Below are 23,664 nucleotides of genomic sequence, written 5' to 3' on the forward strand. Positions count from 1 at the left end.
AAATACATCTTTTATTGAAAACTATCTATATGAACAAAATACTAACTACTATCATTTTTACGCTAATTATTTCTTTAACTACTCAAGCTCAAAACTTTACAAAGAAATGGCAAAAGGTTTATCAATTAGAAATTCAAGGCAAAACGAAAAGCGCTTATGAAGAAGTTCTTAAAATTCACAACCTCGCTTTAGCGAAAAAGAACGACATTCAGCAAGTAAAAAGTTTTATTTACCTATCTAATTTCAAAAATATTTTATTTGAAAAAGCGGAAACAAATTTTTTCAGTGAAATTCAAAAAGAAATAAATATCAGTTCTGAAATTGGAAAAGCATTTTTATACCAATATTATGCTATTCAATTGAATGATCATTTTAATGACGATTATAACATTCTTTATCGCGATAAAATGACGGATAGAAACAGCACCGATATTGCCATATGGGATAAAGAAAAATTTGAAACAGAGATATTTTCAAACTTTGAAAAATCAATCGTAAATAAAGAATTACTATCTTCTTTAAAAGTGGTTGATTTTACAGATTTAATCACACAAGTTGATGCTTATTTTATTGATAACAATAAAAATGTATACCAGTTTTTTATTGAAAACTACATCAATACTATAAACAAAATGGAAGAATTTAACTATTATGATAAAATTGATTTTAACGCATTCTATTTTTCAAAATCTGAAACATACACAACTTTAGATTTTAAAACAATTGATAAAAATTCAATAAGAAAAACAGCTGAATTATACCAAGTTTTAGAAAAAAGCAGTTCAGAAAATCCTTCGAAATTCACTATAGATAGATTAAAATTCTTCAATAGTATTTGTAACAATCAAAATGAGAATTTTAAAGCAATTGAAAAATTGCATAACGACTTTAATACATCAAAAGAGTTCGATTTATTTTATGCCGAATTATTGATCAATTTTGCTAATAAAAATGAATATAAAGACTACAATTTCAAAGCACTAGATATTTTAAACAAACTAACCGCTAACAAAACAAATCCAAAACTATATACAGATGCTCATAATTTAAAAGAAACTGTTTTAGCAAAAGAATTACATACTCGCATTAAAAAAGAAATTTATCCAAACGAAAACTTCAAAGCTTTTATTACATATAAAAACATTGATACACTTTCTATAAGTTATTATAAAATAAATGTAAACAACAACTACTCTTTTAAAAATGATTCCTTGGTTTTAGAATACATGAACACCCACCAAGCAGATAAATCCTTTTTTAAAACGCTTACCAAAAAGAATGACTATTTGTCTTACACAACAGAAATACTTTTAGAACCTGTTGATTCTGGAAATTATTTAATTGTAATTGGAACTCCAAAAAAGAATGGCAATTATAGTTTCTCTTATAACATCTTAAAATGTAATGCATTAGATTATTTTAAAGAAGAAAAAATTGGCGTAGAAAATTTCTATTTCAGAGATAGAAAAACCGGAAAACCTTTATCTAATGTCTTCATTCGTACCGATGAAAAAACCTATCAATCAGACGAAAATGGTAAATTTTCAATCGCACAACCAAAATATGACAATAATAAAAAGTTATATAGCTATCCAATAACGTTAATTCATGAAAAAGATACTGTTTTAACATCTATTCCATATGATAGAAGAGGTTATTATTATGTTAATAATTATAAAGATGATGAAGAAATAGATGCAAAAGCTTACGTGTATTTTGACAGAGCTATTTACAGACCTGGACAAAAAATGTTTTACAAAGGAATTATCACACAAGTAAAAAATTACAAATCGAGTGTGGTTCCCTATCTTACCGTAAAAGTAGAAATTGAAAATCCAGATGGCGAAACTGTAAAAACGTTAGAAGTTCAAACGAATGAATTCGGATCATTTTCAGGAGAATTTGACATTCCAGCAAATGGTTTAACAGGCGAATACGAAATTACAATTGATGAACCTGAAACTATTGAAAACGATTCCCTTTATTATAATGAAGAAGAAGAGGAACATCGTTTTTGGGATAATGCAGATTTAGATTATGATAATTTTTATTTCAAAGTTGAAGAATATAAACGTCCGACTTTTGAAGTAAAAATGGATAAAATCACCACAGAATGGAAATTAGGTGACACTATCATTTTAAAAGGAAAAGCAATAGGATTGGCAGGAAATACCATTTCAGATGCCGAAGTAAAAGCCAATATTAATTATTCTTTTAAAGATGCTTCGAAATCAGTTAAAAACATCAATAAAGATTTCAACACCAAAACCAAAACCGATGGAACTTTTGAAATTGAAATTCCAACTAATGAGTTAAGCGATAATAACGGTAACTATTATTATGCATTTTACACAAACATAGATGTAATTGACATTAATGGAGAAACAAGAAATACCAGACAAAACGCTTTTATTTCTAACAAAGAATTCAATTTAGAAGTGTTTTTACCTTATAATGCTTTAAAAGAAGAGAAAAAAGAAATTGTAATTCAGGCAAAAACGCTAAATGGAGTTGAAAAACATGTGAAAGGAAAACTAAACATTTATAAAATTGTTACTGATGAAAATATTTTCAAACGCAAATTCGGCAAGCCAGAAATTGAAACCATTGACAGTTTAACATTTGCCAAATTATATCCATTTGAAGTTTATAATGATAATGAAAAGCCTAGAAAAGATTTACTAAAAACCATTGATTTCGACACAAAAACGAATACCATTTACAATTTAGACTTTTTAGAAGTTGGACAATATTCATTTGAAGCCGTTGCTTTTGATGGCAAACAAAATAAAATTGAAACCACTCGAGAAATAACTATCAATACCAATTTAGCACACAAACCTGCTGAATCTATGTTTAGATATTTCATTAGTCCAACTACCAAATCAAATTCAGTAGAAGTAGTATTTAAATCGAAAATAGACGATTTGTTTATTACATGTTTTGAATATAATGAAAATGGAAAAATCGCCAAAGAACATTTAATTCAATTACAAAACGGTGAAGGAAAATTGCTATTTGCAAAACCTCAAAACCGTTTGGCATTATACTTCTTTGCGTTTTACGAAGATCATTTTCATTCAGATGATCACACTAGTTATTATAATAATGAAAGAAATAAATTAAAGTTTGAAATTATTTCAATGCGCAATAAAATTGAACCAGGAAGTACTGAAAACTGGCAATTTAAAATTTTGAACTCAAAATTAGAATCGGAAATTGTAGCTAGTATGTACGATACTTCTTTAGATGATTTTGCAACATTAGATTGGGATATATTTAAAGACAAAGAAAACAGCATATATTTCCCAAGATTTTATAAGGATTATTATAGTGATTTAGATTTCTATAATAACGAATCTAATAGTAAAATAAATTTCAGTTTTAATACTACAAATGATTTAAAATGGTTTCACAATGAAGATTTAGAATCGAAAATAAATTCAAAAAAACAAAAGAAATCAAAAAATATTATTACTGGAAACATTCAAGCGAAAGATGAAATTCCGACTGAAATTTTCATCTCAAATATGAATAATAAAAAATATACTCATGCCGACTTTTATGGTAATTTTTCTATTGAAGGAAAACTAAATAACATTTTAGATATTAATATTCATAGTCAAAATTTTAAAACCAGAGTTACTGATACTAAAAATTTAAATGTAAAACTGAATATAGAAACACAACCACAAATTGCTCCACAATCGGAATTTGTAGTGGTGTATCGTCGATATATTCCTTTAAAAAGTAAAAAAATAAATATTGAAAGTAAAAGTGTTTATTTTGAAACTTATACAGTTCATCTTGACACTATGGATAGTGGCATTGAAAAATTTTTTGTACAATATGATACTCTAAGCAATGGCAGAGTAATGGAAAGGAAATTTTATACATCTAATGAAGAACTAGTTGAATATAATCAAGTATTTGATAGTGGAGATTCTCAAGAATATATTAGAAAAAGCAATTCAATATCAGCTAGTTCAAAAACTATTGAAACTGTAGTTGTTTCTGCTGGATACAAAACAAATAAAGATAACAGACCAAACACAGTATTTCTAAAATCATTACAAGGACAAGTAGCTGGAGCAAATATCTCTTCTTTTTCAGGGCAACCTGGTAATCAACAAAATGTCATAATTAGAGGAACTAGTTCATTTAATCCAAATTCAAATCCTTTATATATCATTGATGGAATTCCGGTAAGCATTGAAGAATTTAAAAAATTTAATCCTGATGATTTAGAAAATATCCAAGTTTTAAAAGGAACAGAAGCAACAGCATTATACGGAAGTAGAGCATCAAATGGGGTTATTGTAATTACCACCAAAAAAGCCATGCAGGAACTTACCAATGTAAAAACACGTAAAAACTTTAATGAAACGGCTTTTTTCAAACCGCATGTAAAAACGGATAAAGACGGGAAATTTACATTAGAATTTACTACTCCAGAATCGTTAACCAGATGGCGTTTAAATATGTTTGCGCATAATAAAATGGCTGAATCTGAATTGTTTTCAACTGAGATTATTGCGCAAAAAGATTTGATGATCATTCCGAACATGCCACGATTTGTGAGAGAAAATGACGAATTAGTAGTAACTGCTAAAATCTCAAATTTATTAAACGAAGCCAAAACCGGAATTGCAAAACTTTCTTTATTTGATGCAGGAACAGGAAATCCAATTAACGCTTTGGTGGAAACTAAAGAAATACAAAATTTCACTTGCCTACCAAAAGGAAGTACTGTTGTACAATGGAAAATTAAAATTCCTGCAAATATTCAAGGGCTACAATATAAAATTGTTGCAAAAGCAGGAAACTTTTCTGATGGTGAAGAAAACATTTTACCAGTGTTGAAAAATGCGGTTTTAATTACCGAATCGCAACCAATTTGGTTAAAAACAAACGATACTAAAACAGTAACATTTGACAATTTAAACCAACCATCAACCACTAAAGAAAACTATAAAATCAGTATCAATTTGGTGACTAATCCAATTTGGTCGGTTATAGAATCGTTACCGTATTTAATGGAATACGAACATGATTGTGCCGAACAAACGTTTAGTAAGTTATTTGCGAATTCTATTTCGGAAAAAATTGTAAATGATAATCCGAAAATAAAATCGCTTTTAGAAAATTGGAAACAAAATCCGACTTCAAAATTGAAAATGAATGAAGAATTAAAATCGGTTTTACTTTCTGAAACGCCGTGGTTAGTGGAAAACAACAATGAATTACAAAAACGTGTTTCAAACTTATTAGATGTTGCCAAATTGAAAACAACCAATGAAGTATTATTTAACAAACTGAAAGAAAAACAAAGTTCAACTGGTGGTTTCAGTTGGTTTGGAGTAGGAAACGAAAACGAATACATTACACGTCATATTTTAAGCGGAATCGGACATTTAAACAAATTAAATCCGGAAAGCATAACTAAATATGAAGAAATTGTATCGAAAGGAATTAGTTATTTAGATTCGAAATTTGAAACTTCTAAAACAAATAGAATAGTAAATACCGATTTACATTATATGTATGCGAGAAGTTTCTTTTTAAAAGCGCATCCGTTAAGCACAAAACAAGATTCCATTCTGAAATTACAATTAGCCGATTACAAGAAAAATTGGTTACAACAATCGTTATATCAAAAAACAATTTTGGCTTTGGTGTTACATCGTTTTGATGACAGAAGTTTTGCTAAAAAAATCATTGAACATTTACGAGAAAGCACCATTTTAGATGAAACGAAAGGGATGTTTTGGAAGGAAAACACAAATGGTTATTATTGGTATCAATCAAGTATTGAATTGCAAGCTTTATTAATTGAAGCCTTTGCCGAAATTGATTACAAAGCCAATGAAATTGAAGCCATGAAAGTTTGGTTGATTAACAACAAGCAAAACAAAAACTGGAATACTACGAAATCGAGTGCTTTAGCCATAAATGCGATTATTTCTTTTGGGAAAGATTGGATCAATAGTGAAAGTAAAATTCAGATTAATGATGGTAAAAATGGAGCTATTCAACAACAATTGAATTCGAAGTTAAAAGAAACTGAAAACGGATTAATCAATCTAGAAATTAAAAAAGAAGATATTGCTAAGAGTTTTACAGGTGTGAAAATAGAAAACAAAGGCATTACTCCTGTTTATGGTGGCGTATATTATCAGTATTTTGAAAATTTAGATAAAATAACTGCTACAACAAGTACTGATTATTCTATTAAAAAAGAATTATTAAAAGATGATAAAGTGATATCAACTGAAACTTTAAAAGTAGGTGATTTAGTTACGATTCGATTAACTTTTAAAACTGAAAAAGATTTGGAATTTGTTCACGTGAAAGATTTACGTGCGAGTTGTTTTGAACCGGTTGATGTACTTTCAGAAACAAAATGGATTAATAACACTTATTATTATATGAGCACCAAAGATGTGGCTTCGCACTTTTTCTTTGATAATTTACCAAAAGGAACGTATGTATTAGACTATAAAGTTCGAGTGAATAACGAAGGTGAATTTTCTGATGGTTATGCGAATTTACAAAGTATGTATGCACCAGAATTTTCAGCACATTCTAATAGTGGAAAAATTAAAACGATTAAATAATAATGTCTTCGTGAGGAACAAATAAGTCATTGCGAGGTACGAAGCAATCTAACGTAGCATACAACAGATTGCTTCGTCGTTCCTCCTCGCTATTACAATCATCTAAGCCATCTAAACAAATATGAAACCAGGATTTATTTATATAGTAACAAACAAAAACAATAGTACATTATATATCGGAGTAACTTCTAATTTACCGAAAAGAATTGCTGAACATAAAGAAAAAAGATATCAAAATTCTTTTTCGGCTAGATATAATTTAGACAAGTTAGTTTATTTTGAGAAATTTGAAATAATTAGTGATGCAATAGCTAGAGAAAAACAACTTAAAGGAGGCAATAGAACCAACAAAGAAAAATTAATAAATAGCCTTAATCCTGAATGGAATGATTTGTACGAAGAAATCAAAGACATTATGATTGTTTAAAAACAGATTGCTTCGTCGTTTCTCCTCGCAATGACGTTGTGAAAAGTTCGCAATGACAATCGAAAAAATAGAAATCAAGTTTTCCTATTATGTAAAATACTCTATTAAGTAAAAACAATAAACCTCCAAGATTGCTCTTGGAGGTTTTTAAATTGTATTGGAATAGATTGCTTCGCAAGCTCGCAATGACTACTTCACAATTGTCATTTCGTCTACAATATGTTTAGCACCTGAGAAATTCTCAATTACCCATAATACATAACGAATATCAACGTTAATTGTTCTTTGTAATTTTTTATCGAAGATTACGTCTCCAGCCATAGCTTCAATGTTACCATCAAATGCTAAACCGATTAATTCACCTTTACCGTTTAATACTGGAGAACCTGAGTTACCACCTGTAATATCGTTATCAGTTAAGAAACAAACGTGTAAAGAACCATCTTTATCAGCATAACGACCAAAATCTTTTTTAGCGTTCATTTCTAATACTTTTGCAGGTAAATCGAATTCTAAATCACCTTTTTTGTATTTTTTAACCTGACCAGCTAAAGTTGTGTAGTTGTTAATTGTAGCATCATTACGTTTGTCTGCTGGTAAAGAACGTACTTTTCCGTAAGTTAAACGTAACGTTGAGTTTGCATCTGGATATAAAGTTGTACCAATTTTAGATTCTCTTAAACCTTCTACTAATAAACGAAAAGAAGCACTAAAATCGTTTTGAGCTTTTGCTAACTCATCACTTCTTTTGCTAAAGTGAGATAATAAATCATTAGATAATACAAATAATGGATCGTTAGCAACCATAGCTTCTGATGGGTAATCTAAGAAAGCTTTAATTTTATCTTTAGATGTAAAAATACTTAAGTCGAAAATAGCGTTAACTTGTTTAGTAAAATCACCATTATTTTCCTTAGCCATTTTTTCAACCATTGGAGCTAAAGTATAACCAGCTTTTTTAGCATATAAGCTTAATTGAGCAGCTAAGATATCTTTTTCAGCAGGAATATGTAATTCTTTATACATTTCTTCTGCCATTTCCATAATTGCTGGAGCCATTTCTGCACGTTTAGCAGCGTCAGCTTTAGCATAGTTTTCTAATTGTTTTCCTAAACCTCTTCCAACAGCACCGAAAGCTGAAGTTCTGAATAATTGAGTTAAGTAGTTATCATGACGTGATTTCTCATTTGTCATTGCATAATACTTATTGATTGTAGCTACAACATTACCATATTTAGCTTTGTTTGCTGGTTTGTTCGCCCAAGTGTTGAATTTAGCTTCTTGTGCAGCTTTAGATTTAGCTGTACCAAATTTTGTTAAAGCGTCAATCATTCCTTGACGGTTTTTCCAGTAGTTAGCTACACCTGCAAATTTAGAAGCGTAAATTAAATTTAAAGCATCAGACTGAACCATGTATTTTTTCATTTGGTCCATTCCTGTTTTAGAACCTTCAACCCAAGCTGGATAAGCAAATTTTACGTTTTGCTCAATTCCACCTGCAGGCATCCAACGGTTTGTTCTACCTGGATAACCTAAAATCATAGCGAAGTCGTTTTCTTTAACTCCACCTAAATTAACAGGTAAATGGTGTTTTGGTTTTAATGGAACGTTGTTTGGAGAATAATCCGCTGGATTACCGTTAGCATCTGCATAAATTCTGAACATTGAGAAATCTGCAGTATGACGAGGCCATTCCCAGTTGTCTGTATCACCACCAAATTTTCCTAAACTTTCTGGAGGAGTACCAACTAAACGAACGTCTTTATAATCTTGGTATACGAAATAGTAATATTCGTTTCCTTGGAAAAATGAACGTACAGAAACTGTATATTTTCCACCTTCGTTGTTTTCTTTTTCAATTTTAGCAATTTCAGCATTGATAGCTTTTTCTCTATCTGCTTCGCTCATACTTGGATTAACAACTGATAAAATTCTTTTTGAACAATCGTCCATTCTAACGAAGAAACGAACAAATAAACTAGAAGGCTTTAATTCTTCTTTTCTATTTGCTGCCCAATAACCATTTTTTAAATGATTTTTTTCAGCAGTAGATAATTCAGCAATTGCATCATAACCACAGTGGTGGTTTGTTAATACTAATCCGTCTTTAGAAATTAATTCAGCCGTACATCCACCGTTAAATTGAACGATCGCATCTTTTAAACTGTGGTTGTTAATGCTGTAAATTTCTTGAGGTGTTAATTGTAACCCCATTTTTTGCATATCGCGGTGGTTTAATCTTTCAATAAACATTAAAAACCACATTCCTTCATCGGCCTTAACACTAAATGGTACTAATGTTATAGCAGCAATTAAGGAAACAATAAATTTTCTCATAATTATTAGTAATTTGTTTTGAGGTGCGAATATAATCTAAATAAAAAAATAACGTAAATTTTTGAAGAATTAAAACATCTTGTTAAGAAAATTTTAACTTTTTTTAAAACAAAAAAGGCATGTTGATTACTCAGCATGCCTTTTACTATAATTAATTGATAATTATTCTATTACAATTTTCTTAGTAATAACATCTTTATCTGTTTTAATAGTCATAAAATAGATTCCTCTACTAGCAACATTATTTAAATTAACTTCTTTAATCAAATCAGAATTACCACTGAATTCATAATCATAAATTGCTTTTCCAGTAACATCTAAAATCTTAACTGTAAAGTCAGTAACCACTTCTTTGAATTCAATATTAAAAATTCCTTTATTTGGATTTGGATAAATACTAAAATTAGAATTTTCAATTGAGGCTGTACTTAATACATTATCCTTATATTCAGATAAAATAGTATTAATGTATGCTAAAGCAACGTTTTTCTGTCCAACTGTAAACATGTACATACAAGCATCATTTGAATAATCCATATAATTCATTGACAATACTTTTTCCGGTGCGATACAAGCATCTATAGAACCGTCTGCAACACATCCGTAAGTTGCTGCCGCTTGTTTTGGAGTATCAGCAATTCCATCTGAATCTGCACCTCCACAATTCGTTGCAGTTGAACTAGCAGATTTAAAAATATGATTTAAATTAAAAAAATGTCCTAATTCATGAGTAACCGTTCTACCTAAATTATAAGGAGCACCTGGCACATAACCTGTACAACCAGCTCCAGAAGCAAATGCATTATTATCCATAACTACTGTTTGACCAGCAGCTGGAGAACCTCCAAGTGGAGAATAACCCAAAATACCACCAGAAATATTTCTTACAACGAAGTTCATATAACCATTCCAATCTAAATCGGAATCAGCATTTAACAAAAAGTCTGTTCCAAAAGTAACAGCCATTTCACCATTTACCAAACCTGAAGAAGCAGGATGGTTTTGAGTAGCAATAACAAATTCAATATCTAAGTCACCTACATTTACACCAGGATAATGCACACTTGCATCATTCCATAATGCAATATCAGCATTCGTTGCATTATAGTCTGCATTTAAAATATCAACTTGGTTTTGAGCAAAATTTCTTAAACAAGCTTTTAAAGTCGCATTTGCAGAACCAGCCGATGGATAATGTACTGCTACTGGTATTCTAATTATTACGTTAGCATTATCTACAACATTTCCGTTTCTTTTTGCAAGTTCTCTTTCAATTATTTTTTGATATTCAACTTGAAATCTTGCTTGTCTTTCTTCATATTGCTTTTTAAGCACAGGGTTGAACATAATTGTATTCATATGTTCCTCCATTCCACAAGTACGTTGTTGACCAAATCCTATTTGAGCAACTAAAGCAATAAGTAAAAATAATTTTGTTTTCATTTGGGTAAATTTTATTATAATTTGTAAAAATATAAAAAAAAGACGTAATTATGTTATGAATTTAACATTTTCCACAATTTATCTTTCAATTCTGTTAATCCTTGTTGAGCAACAGAAGAAATAAACATGTAATTTAAACCTTTAAAAGCTACATCTAATTCAGCTTTCATTTCAGCTTGTAATTCATCATCTAACATATCACATTTAGAAATTACAATCAGCTTGTCCTTATCTAACATTTCCGGATTGTATCTTCTTAATTCGTCAATTAAAATTTCATATTCTTTTTTAATATCTTCCGTATCGGCTGGAATTAAAAATAATAATGTTGAATTTCTTTCAATATGACGTAAGAAATAATGACCTAAACCTTTTCCTTCTGCAGCACCTTCAATAATACCTGGGATATCAGCAATTACAAACGATTGAAAATCGCGATACGCTACAATTCCTAAATTTGGTTTTAAAGTTGTAAAAGGATAATCGGCAATTTTTGGTTTAGCAGAAGTTAATACTGATAATAATGTAGATTTTCCAGCATTTGGAAAACCAACTAAACCAACATCGGCTAAAACTTTTAACTCTAAGATGATATCCACTTCTTCACCTGGAATACCAGGTTGTGCATAACGAGGCGTTTGATTAGTTGAACTTCTAAAATGCCAGTTTCCTAATCCACCTTTTCCACCTTTTGCTAAGATTTTAGTTTCACCATCGTCTGTAATTTCAAATAATACTTCACCTGTTTCTTTGTCTTTTACAACAGTTCCTAACGGCACTTCTACAAACTTATCTTCACCATCAGCACCTGTACTTCGGCTACTACCACCATCACCACCATGACCTGCTTTTACATGACGCAAAAACTTCAAGTGAAATAATGTCCAAAGATTTTTATTCCCTCTTATAATAACATGACCTCCACGACCACCATCTCCACCATCTGGACCACCTTTTTCAATAAATTTTTCTCTGTGTAAGTGAGAAGATCCTTTTCCTCCTTTACCAGATGCAGCATATATTTTTACGTAGTCTACGAAATTACCTTCTGTCATTATATGAATTTTGAAGTTTGAAATTAGAAAATCAACTATCTAATTATCAAACTAATTGTTATTTAATTATTTTTCAGTCGGCAAAGATACAATTTTTAAGCTATCAAAAAAAAGAACAGCTTTCGTAATTGAAAGCTGTTCTTAATTATAGTATAATAATACAATTATTCTGTTAGGGTTTTAAGTAAAATCTTATCGATTTTAACTCCATCCATATCAATAACTTCAAATTCTAATTTATTCCAAATTAATGTATCACCTTGTTTTGGTATGGCACCCAATTCGGTAATAATTAAACCACTTACTGTTGTTACTTCGTAGTCATTTAATAAATCATCTAAATCGAAATACGTTAAGAAATCGTGTAACGAATAATGCCCATCAACCAACCAAGTTCCATCTTCACGCGCAATCAATTGAAATTCTTCATCATAAAAATCTGCAGCATCACCTACTAAAGCTTCTAAGATATCATTTAATGTAATGATTCCTTGAAACATACCATGCTCATCTGTTACTAAAGCATAATGAACTTTAGATTTTTTGAAATTTTCTAATGCTTTATACGCAGAAGTATGTTCAATAAAATAAACTGGTTCTTGTTTAATTTCTTCCAATTTAAAATCGCCCTTTTCTAAATTAGCGAATAAATCTTTCAACAAAACAACACCTAATACATCGTCTAAATTTTCATTACAAACTGGATAAACGGAATGTAATTCGCCCAGAACTTTATCTTTAATTTCTTCGAAAGTATCATCTGTAGATAAATACACAATACTTTTTCTATGCGTCATTAAAGAATTTACTTTTCGGTCGCCAATATGAAACACACGTTCCACGATATCTTGTTCAATTTCTTGAACTTCACCTACTTCAGTTCCTTCTTTAATAATTGCTTTAATTTCTTCTTCCGTAACTTTTCCATCAGCAGTTGGTTTAATATTCAATACTTTAAGAATAAAGTCAGTTGAAGTAGTTAACAACCAAATAAATGGAGCTGTAGCTATTGAAATCATTTTCATAGGAACAGCAACTGCTTTAGCAATTGTTTCAGGATAATTTAATCCGATTCTTTTAGGTAATAATTCACCTAATACTAATGAGAAGAATGTTAATATTACAACCACTACTCCTACTGCAATAGAATGAGCATAAGGTTGTGTAAGTTGAAATCCGTTAAAAAACGTTTCAACATCGGTAGTTACTTTATCTCCAGAATAAATACCCGTTAAAATTCCAATCAACGTAATACCAATTTGTACTGTTGATAAAAATTTATTTGGCGAATTTGCTAAATCTAAAGCCGTTTTTGCACTCGTATTACCTTTTTTGGCAGCGGTTTCTAACCTATTTTTTCTTGCTGATATGAGTGCAATCTCTGACATGGAGAAAATCCCATTGAGCAGTATCAACAAGAATATTATGACTATTTCCAATTTTTATATAGTTGAATTTAAATGCAATATAATTATAATTTATCAATAATTAAACTTAATCGTTCAGTAATTTCACTTATTAAACCAATCCCGTTTACAGCATAAAAATTACCTTGCCCTTTATAATATTCAATTAAAGGCGCAGTTTTTTCATTATACTCTTGATATCTGTTTCTAATTTTTTCTTCGTCTTGATCATCAGCTCTTCCTGAAGTTTTTCCTCTTTCTAATAATCTTTGAACTAATATTTCATCATCAGCCTCTAAAGCGATAGTTGCAGTAACTTTTTGATTTTTTGAATTTAAAAAAGCATCTAAAGCTTCCGCTTGAGCAATCGTTCTTGGAAATCCATCAAATAAAAATCCTTTAGAATCTGCATTTTTTTCTACTTCCGCTTCTAACATTTGAATAGTTACTGAATCTGGTACTAAATCTCCATTATCAATGAACGTTTTAGCTAATTTTCCTAATTCTGTATCATTCTTGATATTAAATCTAAAAATATCTCCTGTTGACAGATGTGTTAAATTGTATTTTCCTTTTAAAAATTCAGCCTGAGTTCCTTTACCAGCTCCAGGTTTACCGAATAAAACAATATTAATCATTGTGTTGTTATTATTAAAAATAAGCGACAAATTTACAAACTAATACATATATAGAAAGATAAAATTTTATTTTTTTGAAAAAACCTTATTTTTACAATATGGATAACGCTTTTTATAAACTTTTAGAAGACAGCACTGCGCATCGTTTAAATAGAGAATTTATTAGAGATTACATCATTCAAAATCCAGATAAATTAAACTATTTAATGCAAATTGGATTAAATGTTAACGACAAAATTCATTTTAAAGCATGTTGGAGTTTAGAATTAATTTTCGAATTAAAACTTGAAATGATTCTGCCTTTTTTAGATGAATTCATTTCAAAACTTCCTTATTACAAAAACGATTCTGCAAAAAGACCTATTTCAAAAATTTGTTTATTTCTATCGAAATCCAAAACCATAAAACTTACAGAAAATCAGGAAACTAAAATTATTGAAACCTGTTTAGATTGGCTCATTCAAGATGAAAAAGTAGCTACAAAAGCTTATTCCATGCGTACTTTATATAATTTCAGTAAAAATCACAAATGGATTAATGAAGAACTAAAAACAATACTTTCTCAAGATTTCTTCAATCATTCTGCCGCTTATAAAGCAGCTGCAAAAGAAATTTTAAAAAAACTCAAATAAATGCCAATTGCTAAACAATTACATTTTAGTATCTTTGCCCAAACACAATAATAACTACAAATGACTCGAGCAAAGTGACTGCATGAGACAAATAAAAACAATAACAACGACGAAATGAATTATTTTTCATCAGAATTTAGACTAGGTATTTTAGGTGGCGGACAATTAGGAAAAATGCTAATTACTGAAACCCGAAAATTTGATATTCAAACGCTAGTTTTAGATTCAAGTGCAGAAGCACCTGCTCAATTTGGCGCTAATAAGTTTTATCAAGGAAGTTTAATGGATTATGAAACGGTTTACCAATTTGGTAAAATGTGTCATATATTAACTATCGAGATTGAAAACGTTAATTTAGATGCTTTAGACAAATTAGAAGAAGAAGGTCATGTTATTTATCCTTCTCCAAAAACGTTACGTTTAATTCAAAACAAAGGAAGACAAAAAGATTTTTATGTAGAAAACAATATTCCTACATCAAAACACCAACGTTTTGTTGATTTAAATGATTTGAAAAAATCGTTAGAAAAAGACGAATTAGAATTTCCATTTGTTTGGAAAAGCGCACAATTTGGTTATGATGGAAACGGCGTAAAAATTTGTCGATCTACAATAGATTTGATGCATTTACCAGAAGTGGAATGTATTGCTGAAGAAATGGTTCCTTTCAAAAATGAACTTTCTGTAATTGTTGCTCGAAATGCAAAAGGTGAAGTTAAAACGTATCCTGTTGTAGAAATGGAATTTCACCCAGAAGCCAATCAAGTAGAATATGTAATTTGTCCGGCAAGAATTGAGGAAAAAGTAGCACAATTAGCTATTGATACTGCTTTACAAGTTTCAAAAGCATTTAATCATGTTGGTTTATTAGCGGTAGAAATGTTTCAAACTGAAAACGAAGAAATTTTAGTAAACGAAGTCGCACCAAGACCACACAATTCTGGACACCATACTATTGAAGCAAGTTATACTTCACAGTTTGAAAATCATTTACGTTCAGTATTGAATTTACCTTTAGGAAATACCGATAGTAAAGTCGCAGGAATAATGGTAAATTTAGTAGGTGAAGAAGGTTTTTCTGGACCAGTAGTTTACGAAAATATTGAAAAAATCATGGCAATTGATGGTGTTACACCACATATTTACGGTAAAAAAGAAACACGTCCTTTCAGAAAAATGGGTCATGTTACAATCGTAAATGAAGATATGACGGAAGCCAGAAAAGTTGCTGAAGAAGTTAAGAATAGTATTAGAGTGATTAGTGTAAAGTAATAAGTGTTCCGTTTTTTAGTTTTCTCAATAACGAACTATGAATAACAAATTTTGAACAACGAACTATAAACAACAAACAATAAAAAATGAGTAAAGTAGCCATCATCATGGGAAGCATTTCGGATATGCCAGTAATGCAAGAAGCCATCGATATTTTAAAAGGTTTTGACATTGAAGTTGAAGTAGATATTGTTTCTGCTCACAGAACGCCTGAAAAATTATTCGATTTTAGTAAAAATGCACACACTCGAGGAATTTCTGTGATTATTGCAGGAGCAGGTGGAGCTGCTCATTTACCCGGAATGGTAGCATCTATGAGTCCGCTTCCAGTAATAGGAGTACCTGTAAAATCGAGTAATTCAATTGACGGTTGGGATTCTGTATTGTCTATTTTACAAATGCCAGGTGGTGTACCAGTTGCAACTGTAGCCTTAAATGGAGCTAAAAATGCTGGAATTTTAGCCGCACAAATAATTGGAAGTTCAGACAAATGTGTTTTAGATAAAATTGTATTCTACAAAGATGGTTTACGTGAAGCTGTATTAAAAGCTTCTGAAAACTTGAATAAATAAAAACAAAAACCCCGATAAAAAATCGGGGCCAAAAATCTATTCACAATTAAGTGACAACTATAAAAAAAATTCTGTTTTGGGGAAAAAGGGCGATTATTTCGCTATTTTCTTTTACAAATATACGCATTTAATCGGTAAAAACAAGCATTTCGTCGATATATTTCGAAATTAATTCAAAATAATTCAAAGAAATCACCAAAACACTAATAAAATAAGGGTTTTCAAAATCTAAAGAATTTTCAAAAAATTTACTAAAAAATAAAAAATTTAAAAAAAATGTCAATTTTAACACAAGTTTTTGAAACAAAACACAATACTGCTCCTTTCTCAAAAATAAAAATTGAAGAGTATTTAAATGCTTTTCAACAAAATATTGAAAAAGCGAGAGATGAAATTGATGCAATCATTAATTCTACAGAAACACCTACATTTGAAAATACCATCGAAGCGTTAGATTATTCTGGACAAGAATTAGATCGTTTATCTAGTATATTTTTTAATTTGAATTCGGCGGAAACTTCAGATGAAATGCAAAAAATTGCTCAAGAAGTTACACCGTTGATTACTGAATTTGGAAACGATATTGCTTTAAATGAAGATTTATTCAAAAGAGTTAAGGCTGTTTATGATGACAGAACGAATTTAAAACTATCAACTGAACAAGCTACTTTATTAGATAAAAAATACAAAGGTTTTGCTCGAAATGGTGCATTGCTTTCTGAAGATAAGAAAACACGTTTACGTGAAATCGATACCGAATTAGCTAAATTATCTTTGACTTTTGGTGAAAATGTGTTGGCAGAAACTAACAATTACCAATTACACATAACTAATGAATCTGATTTAAAAGGATTACCTGAAGGCGCGAAAGAAGCCGCAGCCGATTTAGCGAAATCTAAAAATGTAGAAGGTTGGATATTTACGTTGGATTTTCCAAGTTATGTTCCATTTGTAACCTATATCGACAATAGAGAATTACGAAAAGAATTAGCAATTGCTTATGGGAAAAAAAGTTTTCAAAACAACGATTTTAACAACGAAGAAATCGTTAAGAAAATAGTTGCTTTACGACATGAACGCGCTAATTTATTAGGTTACGAAACTCATGCTCATTTTGTTTTAGAAGAACGAATGGCGCAAAGTCCGACTAAAGTCTTATCTTTTTTAAATGACATATTAGAAAAAGCAAAACCTGCTGCAAAAAGAGAATTTGAACAATTATCTAATTTCGCTAAAGAACTTGACGGAATTGAAAAATTAGAAAAATGGGATGGCGCGTATTATTCTGAAAAATTGAAGCAAAAATTATTCAATTTAGATGATGAAGTTTTGAAACCGTATTTCAAATTAGAAAACGTTTTGAATGGTGCGTTTACAGTTGCTGAAAAACTTTTCGGAATTACTTTCCATGAAGTTTTCGATATTGATAAATATCATCCAGATGTACAAACATTTGAAGTTTTAGATGAAAACAAAAATTTAGTGGCTATTTTTTATGCTGATTTCTTTCCAAGAAAAGGCAAACGAAATGGCGCTTGGATGACTTCATTCAAACCACAATATATTAAAGGAGGAACTAACGAAAGACCACATGTTTCAAATGTGTGTAATTTCACACCACCAACCTCAACCAAACCATCGTTACTAACTTTTAATGAAGTTACTACCTTATTCCACGAGTTCGGTCATGGTTTACACGGTATGTTAGCGAATACAACCTACCCTAGCCTTTCGGGAACCTCTGTATTTTGGGATTTTGTAGAATTACCTTCACAAGTGATGGAAAACTGGTGTTACGAACCGGAAGCGTTGGCTTTATTTGCGAAACATTATGAAACGGGTGAAATTATTCCACAAGAATATGTCGAAAAAATTAAAGAATCGGCAAGTTTCTTAGAAGGAATGGCAACGTTACGTCAATTAAGTTTCGGATTGTTAGATATGGAATATCATGGAAAAAACCAAGCTATTGAAAATGTAAAAGCATTTGAAAAACAAGCTATGGGCGACACTTCATTATATCCTGATGTAGCCGAGAATTGTATGAGCGTTTCGTTTTCACATATTTTCCAAGGCGGTTATTCTTCTGGATATTACAGTTATAAATGGGCGGAAGTTTTAGATGCCGATGCGTTTGCATACTTTCAAGAAAATGGTATTTTCAACAGAGAAATCGCAACCAAATTTAAAGATAATATTTTATCTAAGGGTGGAACCGAACATCCAATGGAATTATACAAAAAATTTAGAGGTCAAGAACCCAAACCAGATGCATTGTTGAAGAGAGCTGGATTGATTTAACAATTAACTCCGACAGAGTTCTAAATTCTGTCGGAGTTAATTATTTTAAAACGGAACTGAATCTTCTAAAAATCTATCATAATTTAAATAATATCGTTTGTTGTAATTTACTTCATGAGTATAACAAGCATCACAATAATCTCGAATATCAATTAAATTATCTTTTTTAAATTCTAAAATTAAATAAATATAATCTCTTGAAGTTTTATTAAATAAAATAAATCCATCTTTTTTACAAGATTCACACCCTAATAAAAAAGAATCTAAATCTGTATTAGATTTACTATTTAATTTATTTATTGCTGAAACTAAACATCCTTCTATACCTTTGGGAAAATATTTTTTACATTCATCATTTGTGATGAACAAACTATCAATACCAAAAAAATCTGCATTAATAATTTTTGAAATTAATCCTTCTATTTGATTAAACCTATTTACACTCACTTTCAAATTCAATATTTATTAAAAAACTAAATTAATAAATTTAAACAACATATTCATTTTAAAAAGAAACGATTTATACTAATTCATTTGTTAATAAAAGTAGTTAGTTCAAATAATTAGCATCTTGTTTTTATCTATTTTTGAGAAAAATATTACAATGCAAACAGAAGCTATTTTTGATAATATTTCAGATATATAAAACATTAAAAAACACATTATATTTTTATTAGTTATTACAATTTAAGTAAAAATTCTCCAAATGAATTATAACGAAGACGAATTAGACAAATCTATAAATTTATTAAAAAGTATAGGTTTTACTGATGAGAATAAAATTAAAATTATTCTTCAAGAATATGAAAATATACTTGGCTATATTGACTATGAATATACAACAAGAGAAAGAAGAAATAGAAAAGGGCAAAAAACTTATTCTAGTTATTTTCAAAAGGTATATAAAAATGATAAAATTGTTGAATTTCTCAAGTTAGAATTCAATTTAAAAAAAAATAATGAAATAATTAAAAAAGAAAATAAAAACAAAAAAATTAGCGCAACTGATTTAGCAAATTATATTTATTGTCCTGCAAATTATAGCATTTCAAATTCATTTAATATAGAACATTCAATTAATCAAAGTAAAAAATCAAATGGTTCAAAATTACATAATGAATTAAAACTTATTTATAAAAAAAAGAAATTTGGTGATATAAGAAATTTGCACAACAATTACTTCTTTGACAACAAAAATATTATTAAAAAAATTAGTAATTGCAGATTAATTTATTCAGGAAGTGATACTAATACTAAATTCTATAGTAATGATAACTTAAATTATATTGCTAAGCCTGATTATATTTTCTTAGATCCAAATAATAATTTTTTTGTTGTTGAGGAAAAATTTCATTTGTATAATTCTAAATCTAAAAAAAACGATATAAAATTTTACACGAATAATTTAATTCAACTCCAATCATATATAGAATATATAAATGAATTAGATATTAAATATGGTGTATTAATAGATTGGAGTTTCACCATTAATAAAGATGAGTTTATTTTATTAGGTTTTAAACACAAAATAATTAAAAAGGGAAACAACAAGCAATTACTCGAAAAAACATATAATGAAATATTAAAATTAAATAATGAAAAAAAAATCCCATTTAACAAAAATGTTAATATTTTAAAATGTATTAATTGTTCCGTTTCAATTTATTGTTCTCATAAAACAGAAAAATTTGAATATTTGGAATTTCCTTACAATATAGAACATTTAAAGATAGTTATGAACGATAATGACAACAACAATGATTGTTTACCATTAGCTAAATAAATACAAATAATTAATAATCTAGAACAATTAACAATGTCAAAACTAACCGCAATATTAGGCTGGGGTTCTTTAATTTGGGACCCTAAAGATTTAGATTACAATAAACAATTAGGTTGGATTTATGATGGACCTAATTTACCAATAGAATTTGCAAGGATTTCAAAAAATGGTAGATTGACATTAGTTATTACTGAAAATGGTACTTTCAATAAAACTTTCTACACATTTGCTAATATGAAATTAACTTTTGAAGAGACTATTGAAAATTTAAGAAAAAGAGAAGGATGTAATAAAAAAGATATTGGTTTTTACAAAGCTGAAACCGATGAATTTCACTCTGAAGATTTCAAGTATAAAGAAGAAATTAGAAACTGGTCAAACGAAAAGAAAATTAAAAATATCATTTGGACAGATTTACCTGAGAAATGGAGTTATAAAAACGAAAATGACGAAACAATAAATGTAAATCCAAAAGAGAGAATTGAATATTTAAAAAATTTAACAGGTGAAAAGAAAGAACTTGCAGAAGAATATATTATAAAATCACCAATTGAAATTCAAACTCTTTATAGAAAACAAATAGAAGAAGAGTTATTATGGTTACCTGTTGTAAAAGAGAACAAAAAAGTTCGTTATTTCAATCCAAATGAAAAAAACTTTTTTCTTTACTCTCATAATTTATCTGGTTTTGGGACTTTAACTTGTCGAAATTGTAATTCAAAAGATGAAATGCATTTTTCGGGGCGTGATTTTGTCTCTATTCAATGTCAAAGTTGTGGAAGTCTTGAATTATTAAAAGACAATGAAACTATTTCCAATTGTGAATGTGGAGGCAAACTAGAAAAAGACAAACCCTTTTTTTGCAGAAATTGTGACTCATTTAAATTGAGTTATAACGTAAAATTACTTACATAACACCAGATACGTTGTTGAAGCGTGCAGGACTTATTTAAGATATAAAATTTCACTTATAAAATCCGAAGAATCAACTCTTCGGATTCTTTTTTAAAATAAACTTTCATTTTTTTTTGAAAGTTTAAAAACTTTTATATATCTTTGTTTCATCAAATAAGATAAACTACAAAATGCAATACAAAGAAGCTAAAAATAAATTCGTACAAACATGGGGAGCATTAGGTTCTCAATGGGGAATTAACAAAACTATGGCGCAAATTCATGCTTTGTTAATGGTTTCTAACGAAGCAGTTTCTATGGAAGACATTATGGAAGAATTACAAATTTCTCGTGGTAATGCAAGTATGAATTTAAGAGCATTAATGGATTGGGGAATTGTATATAAAGAATACAAAGCTGGTGAAAGAAGAGAATTTTTTACAGCCGAAAAAGATTTAGATGAACTAGCTGTAAAAATCTCTAAAGAGAGAAGCAAAAGAGAAATTAAACCCGCTTTAAAAGTCTTGAAAGAAGTTTCATCAATTGATGCGAATGCTTCTGCGGAAGAAAAACACTTTGTTGAACAAACTACTAAATTATACGATTTCGTTTTACAAGCCGACAACGTTTTAGACAAAATCACAGAATACAAAGACAATTGGCTAGCACAATTACTTGTCAAATTTTTGAAATAGTTTTTAAATCCTTTAAAATTAGATTTCTTAAAAACTATTCAATAAGACCTTTAAAATACTATATAAAAGCACGAATTAATAAATAAAAAAAATTTAATCAAATCTTTCAATTTTTTCTGAAAGTTTAAAAAATAAAAAACATGAGACAGTTGACATACTTTTTTAATATAATATTAACCCTAGCAGCAATAGTATTAACGTTAGGCAAGTTTTTAATAAAAGATTTTGAAGATATTACCATTGGGTTTTTAGTGATACTTGGAATTTATCAATTAGCCATTTCATTAGGCATTACAATATATTCTGTAATTACAAATTATAAAGTTGTGGCTTTATATTTAATCTATTGGTTACTTGTAATCGCTTTTTTCAAATTCATTATGGATGACTTCTTCTATGCTTGTGTACTTGTCGCGATTTACAATTTATACATTCATTACTGCAGTTTTTCTAATTCTAAATATAACATTATTAATCATGATACTTTCATTTAAAATTATAAAAGGAATAAACATTTTAGCACTAATATTTTTAATATTAGGCCCATACGGTTTAGCAATTACAGGATTCTTACAAGTTATGGCCGCATTATTTTTCATATTTACATTTCCAAAAAACAAGCTCATTTACATATATTTTTCTTTTGTTATTCTCTTTTTTATTCTTTGGGACAGAAAATCAATGGACGCATTATTTATCATTCCAATTATGCTTATTTTTTTCTTAACGTATATTATTTACAACCAAAAAGAAACAATATGAACCTCAACATCATCGGATATATATTATATCTCAGCATCACAAGTCTAATTATTCTAAAAGTTGGAAAATTATGCTACAATAACGGAAACATATTTGTGTCTCAATTAATACCCGATCATTTAGAATTGTGTCATCAAATTAACAAAATGCTTCTCATTGGATATTATTTATTGAATCTTGGTTATTGCGCCATGACTATCATTTCATGGGAACAAATTTTAACCTTCAACCAACTTATAGAAATCATTGCAACCAAATCGGCAATCATCATACTTACCATCGGATTTATGCATTATATCAATATCATATTATTAACTAAATACATTAAAAAATTAATTTAAACATTCAACATTATGGAAACTACAAAAATTTTAATCGGATATGCAATTTATTTACCAATTGCTTTATTTTTAACTTATTATGTTAGCAAAACTTTATTCAGAAACAGCAAAATATTTATGTTAGACATTTTTAAAGGTCGAGAAGAAATTGCTTTCGCAACTAATAAGTTATTTGAAACAGGTTTTTACTTATTAAATTTAGGTTTTGCCTTGATGATTTTAGAAATGACATTATACAAAGATGATTATCAAAGTTTAATTGAAGCTTTAAGTTATAAAATTGGTGGATTTGCTATCTATTTAGGTATCATGTTATTCATTAATTTATATTTCTTCTTTAGAGGAAAAAGAAAAGCGAGCCAAGCACAAGTGGAACAACGAATTGTTATTAACGGATAATCACTCTATCGTTTGTCACTCTGAAAGAGTCTAAATTATTTTTTCTTGAGATTCTTTCAGAATGACAAAGGGAGTAAAATTTAAAAACAA

18 protein-coding genes are annotated in these 23,664 nt (G+C 29.1%); 12 read left to right on the plus strand and 6 right to left on the minus strand.

All coding sequences use genetic code 11. The annotated features are described in order from the left end of the window. The first annotated feature begins 29 nt into the window (after positions 1-29). Both BMY86_RS08555 and BMY86_RS08560 read left to right on the plus strand, forming a co-directional pair. Positions 30-6,617, plus strand: a complete 6,588-nt coding sequence (locus BMY86_RS08555) for an alpha-2-macroglobulin family protein (protein ID WP_091467692.1) — start codon at positions 30-32, stop codon at positions 6,615-6,617. Between the two features lie 121 nt (positions 6,618-6,738). Further along, positions 6,739-7,044 (plus strand): GIY-YIG nuclease family protein, encoded by a 306-nt coding sequence (locus tag BMY86_RS08560; protein WP_091467694.1) that lies wholly within the window; start codon positions 6,739-6,741, stop codon positions 7,042-7,044. A gap of 189 nt (positions 7,045-7,233) precedes the next feature. On the opposite strand, the gene BMY86_RS08565 is transcribed toward BMY86_RS08560, so the two are convergent. The 5 genes from BMY86_RS08565 to BMY86_RS08585 form a co-directional block, all read right to left on the minus strand. Then, on the minus strand, positions 7,234-9,381 hold the full coding sequence (locus BMY86_RS08565; RefSeq protein ID WP_091467697.1) for a S46 family peptidase: 2,148 nt from the start codon (positions 9,379-9,381) through the stop codon (positions 7,234-7,236). A gap of 162 nt (positions 9,382-9,543) precedes the next feature. Continuing rightward, positions 9,544-10,824, minus strand: coding sequence for a zinc-dependent metalloprotease (locus BMY86_RS08570; RefSeq protein ID WP_091467706.1), 1,281 nt, complete (start codon positions 10,822-10,824; stop codon positions 9,544-9,546). Positions 10,825-10,877: 53 nt separating this feature from the next. Beyond that, a complete protein-coding gene (gene obgE / locus BMY86_RS08575) occupies positions 10,878-11,879 on the minus strand; it encodes a GTPase ObgE (RefSeq protein WP_091467708.1) in 1,002 nt (333 codons plus the stop codon). 164 nt (positions 11,880-12,043) lie between these two features. Beyond that, complete coding sequence (locus BMY86_RS08580; protein ID WP_245745629.1) at positions 12,044-13,267, minus strand: hemolysin family protein; 1,224 nt, start codon at positions 13,265-13,267, stop codon at positions 12,044-12,046. Between the two features lie 83 nt (positions 13,268-13,350). Further along, a complete protein-coding gene (locus BMY86_RS08585; RefSeq protein WP_091467711.1) occupies positions 13,351-13,923 on the minus strand; it encodes an adenylate kinase in 573 nt (190 codons plus the stop codon). 74 nt (positions 13,924-13,997) lie between these two features. Between BMY86_RS08585 and BMY86_RS08590 the strand changes: the two genes are divergently transcribed. The 4 genes from BMY86_RS08590 (at position 13,998) to BMY86_RS08605 (ending at position 18,700) form a co-directional block, all read left to right on the plus strand. Then, positions 13,998-14,555 (plus strand): hypothetical protein, encoded by a 558-nt coding sequence (locus BMY86_RS08590; protein ID WP_245745631.1) that lies wholly within the window; start codon positions 13,998-14,000, stop codon positions 14,553-14,555. Positions 14,556-14,669: 114 nt separating this feature from the next. Next, entirely contained in the window at positions 14,670-15,827 is a 1,158-nt protein-coding gene (locus tag BMY86_RS08595) for a 5-(carboxyamino)imidazole ribonucleotide synthase (protein ID WP_091467715.1), read from the plus strand. Positions 15,828-15,913: 86 nt separating this feature from the next. Continuing rightward, complete coding sequence (purE, locus tag BMY86_RS08600; RefSeq protein WP_091467717.1) at positions 15,914-16,399, plus strand: 5-(carboxyamino)imidazole ribonucleotide mutase; 486 nt, start codon at positions 15,914-15,916, stop codon at positions 16,397-16,399. A gap of 276 nt (positions 16,400-16,675) precedes the next feature. Then, complete coding sequence (locus BMY86_RS08605) at positions 16,676-18,700, plus strand: M3 family metallopeptidase (RefSeq protein ID WP_091467718.1); 2,025 nt, start codon at positions 16,676-16,678, stop codon at positions 18,698-18,700. Between the two features lie 45 nt (positions 18,701-18,745). Here BMY86_RS08605 and BMY86_RS08610 read toward each other — a convergent pair whose 3' ends face one another. Continuing rightward, positions 18,746-19,147, minus strand: coding sequence for a hypothetical protein (locus BMY86_RS08610; RefSeq protein WP_177177153.1), 402 nt, complete (start codon positions 19,145-19,147; stop codon positions 18,746-18,748). A gap of 259 nt (positions 19,148-19,406) precedes the next feature. On the opposite strand from BMY86_RS08610, the gene BMY86_RS08615 reads away from it, so the two are divergent. The 6 genes from BMY86_RS08615 to BMY86_RS08635 all read left to right on the plus strand — a co-directional run bounded on the left by BMY86_RS08615 (position 19,407) and on the right by BMY86_RS08635 (position 23,574). After that, on the plus strand, positions 19,407-20,483 hold the full coding sequence (locus tag BMY86_RS08615; RefSeq protein WP_091467723.1) for a hypothetical protein: 1,077 nt from the start codon (positions 19,407-19,409) through the stop codon (positions 20,481-20,483). Between the two features lie 33 nt (positions 20,484-20,516). Next, complete coding sequence (locus BMY86_RS08620) at positions 20,517-21,398, plus strand: hypothetical protein (RefSeq protein WP_177177154.1); 882 nt, start codon at positions 20,517-20,519, stop codon at positions 21,396-21,398. Between the two features lie 170 nt (positions 21,399-21,568). Further along, the gene (locus BMY86_RS08625; RefSeq protein ID WP_091467726.1) at positions 21,569-22,072 is read left to right on the plus strand and encodes a GbsR/MarR family transcriptional regulator; all 504 of its coding nucleotides are present in this window, start codon (positions 21,569-21,571) and stop codon (positions 22,070-22,072) included. Between the two features lie 140 nt (positions 22,073-22,212). After that, complete coding sequence (locus BMY86_RS12980) at positions 22,213-22,566, plus strand: hypothetical protein (protein ID WP_143065630.1); 354 nt, start codon at positions 22,213-22,215, stop codon at positions 22,564-22,566. Between the two features lie 264 nt (positions 22,567-22,830). After that, positions 22,831-23,175, plus strand: a complete 345-nt coding sequence (locus tag BMY86_RS08630; RefSeq protein ID WP_091467729.1) for a hypothetical protein — start codon at positions 22,831-22,833, stop codon at positions 23,173-23,175. A gap of 12 nt (positions 23,176-23,187) precedes the next feature. Then, positions 23,188-23,574, plus strand: coding sequence for a hypothetical protein (locus BMY86_RS08635; protein WP_091467731.1), 387 nt, complete (start codon positions 23,188-23,190; stop codon positions 23,572-23,574). Positions 23,575-23,664: the final 90 nt, after the last annotated feature.

It is taken from the genome of Flavobacterium urocaniciphilum (assembly GCF_900110615.1).
Taxonomy (GTDB): Bacteria; Bacteroidota; Bacteroidia; order Flavobacteriales; family Flavobacteriaceae; genus Flavobacterium; species Flavobacterium urocaniciphilum.

Excerpts from the sequence above, each read along its gene's own strand:
- BMY86_RS08595 (WP_091467715.1), top strand. The coding sequence starts at position 14,670 with ATGAATTATTTTTCATCAGAATTTAGACTAGGTATTTTAGGTGGCGGA.
- BMY86_RS08625 (WP_091467726.1), top strand. The coding sequence starts at position 21,569 with ATGCAATACAAAGAAGCTAAAAATAAATTCGTACAAACATGGGGAGCA.
- BMY86_RS08585 (WP_091467711.1), bottom strand. The coding sequence starts at position 13,923 with ATGATTAATATTGTTTTATTCGGTAAACCTGGAGCTGGTAAAGGAACT.
- BMY86_RS08560 (WP_091467694.1), top strand. The coding sequence starts at position 6,739 with ATGAAACCAGGATTTATTTATATAGTAACAAACAAAAACAATAGTACA.
- BMY86_RS08630 (WP_091467729.1), top strand. The coding sequence starts at position 22,831 with ATGAACCTCAACATCATCGGATATATATTATATCTCAGCATCACAAGT.
- BMY86_RS08615 (WP_091467723.1), top strand. The coding sequence starts at position 19,407 with ATGAATTATAACGAAGACGAATTAGACAAATCTATAAATTTATTAAAA.
- BMY86_RS08635 (WP_091467731.1), top strand. The coding sequence starts at position 23,188 with ATGGAAACTACAAAAATTTTAATCGGATATGCAATTTATTTACCAATT.
- BMY86_RS08570 (WP_091467706.1), bottom strand. The coding sequence starts at position 10,824 with ATGAAAACAAAATTATTTTTACTTATTGCTTTAGTTGCTCAAATAGGA.
- BMY86_RS08565 (WP_091467697.1), bottom strand. The coding sequence starts at position 9,381 with ATGAGAAAATTTATTGTTTCCTTAATTGCTGCTATAACATTAGTACCA.
- BMY86_RS08555 (WP_091467692.1), top strand. The coding sequence starts at position 30 with ATGAACAAAATACTAACTACTATCATTTTTACGCTAATTATTTCTTTA.
- BMY86_RS12980 (WP_143065630.1), top strand. The coding sequence starts at position 22,213 with ATGAGACAGTTGACATACTTTTTTAATATAATATTAACCCTAGCAGCA.
- BMY86_RS08620 (WP_177177154.1), top strand. The coding sequence starts at position 20,517 with ATGTCAAAACTAACCGCAATATTAGGCTGGGGTTCTTTAATTTGGGAC.
- BMY86_RS08605 (WP_091467718.1), top strand. The coding sequence starts at position 16,676 with ATGTCAATTTTAACACAAGTTTTTGAAACAAAACACAATACTGCTCCT.
- BMY86_RS08580 (WP_245745629.1), bottom strand. The coding sequence starts at position 13,267 with ATGTCAGAGATTGCACTCATATCAGCAAGAAAAAATAGGTTAGAAACC.
- obgE (WP_091467708.1), bottom strand. The coding sequence starts at position 11,879 with ATGACAGAAGGTAATTTCGTAGACTACGTAAAAATATATGCTGCATCT.
- purE (WP_091467717.1), top strand. The coding sequence starts at position 15,914 with ATGAGTAAAGTAGCCATCATCATGGGAAGCATTTCGGATATGCCAGTA.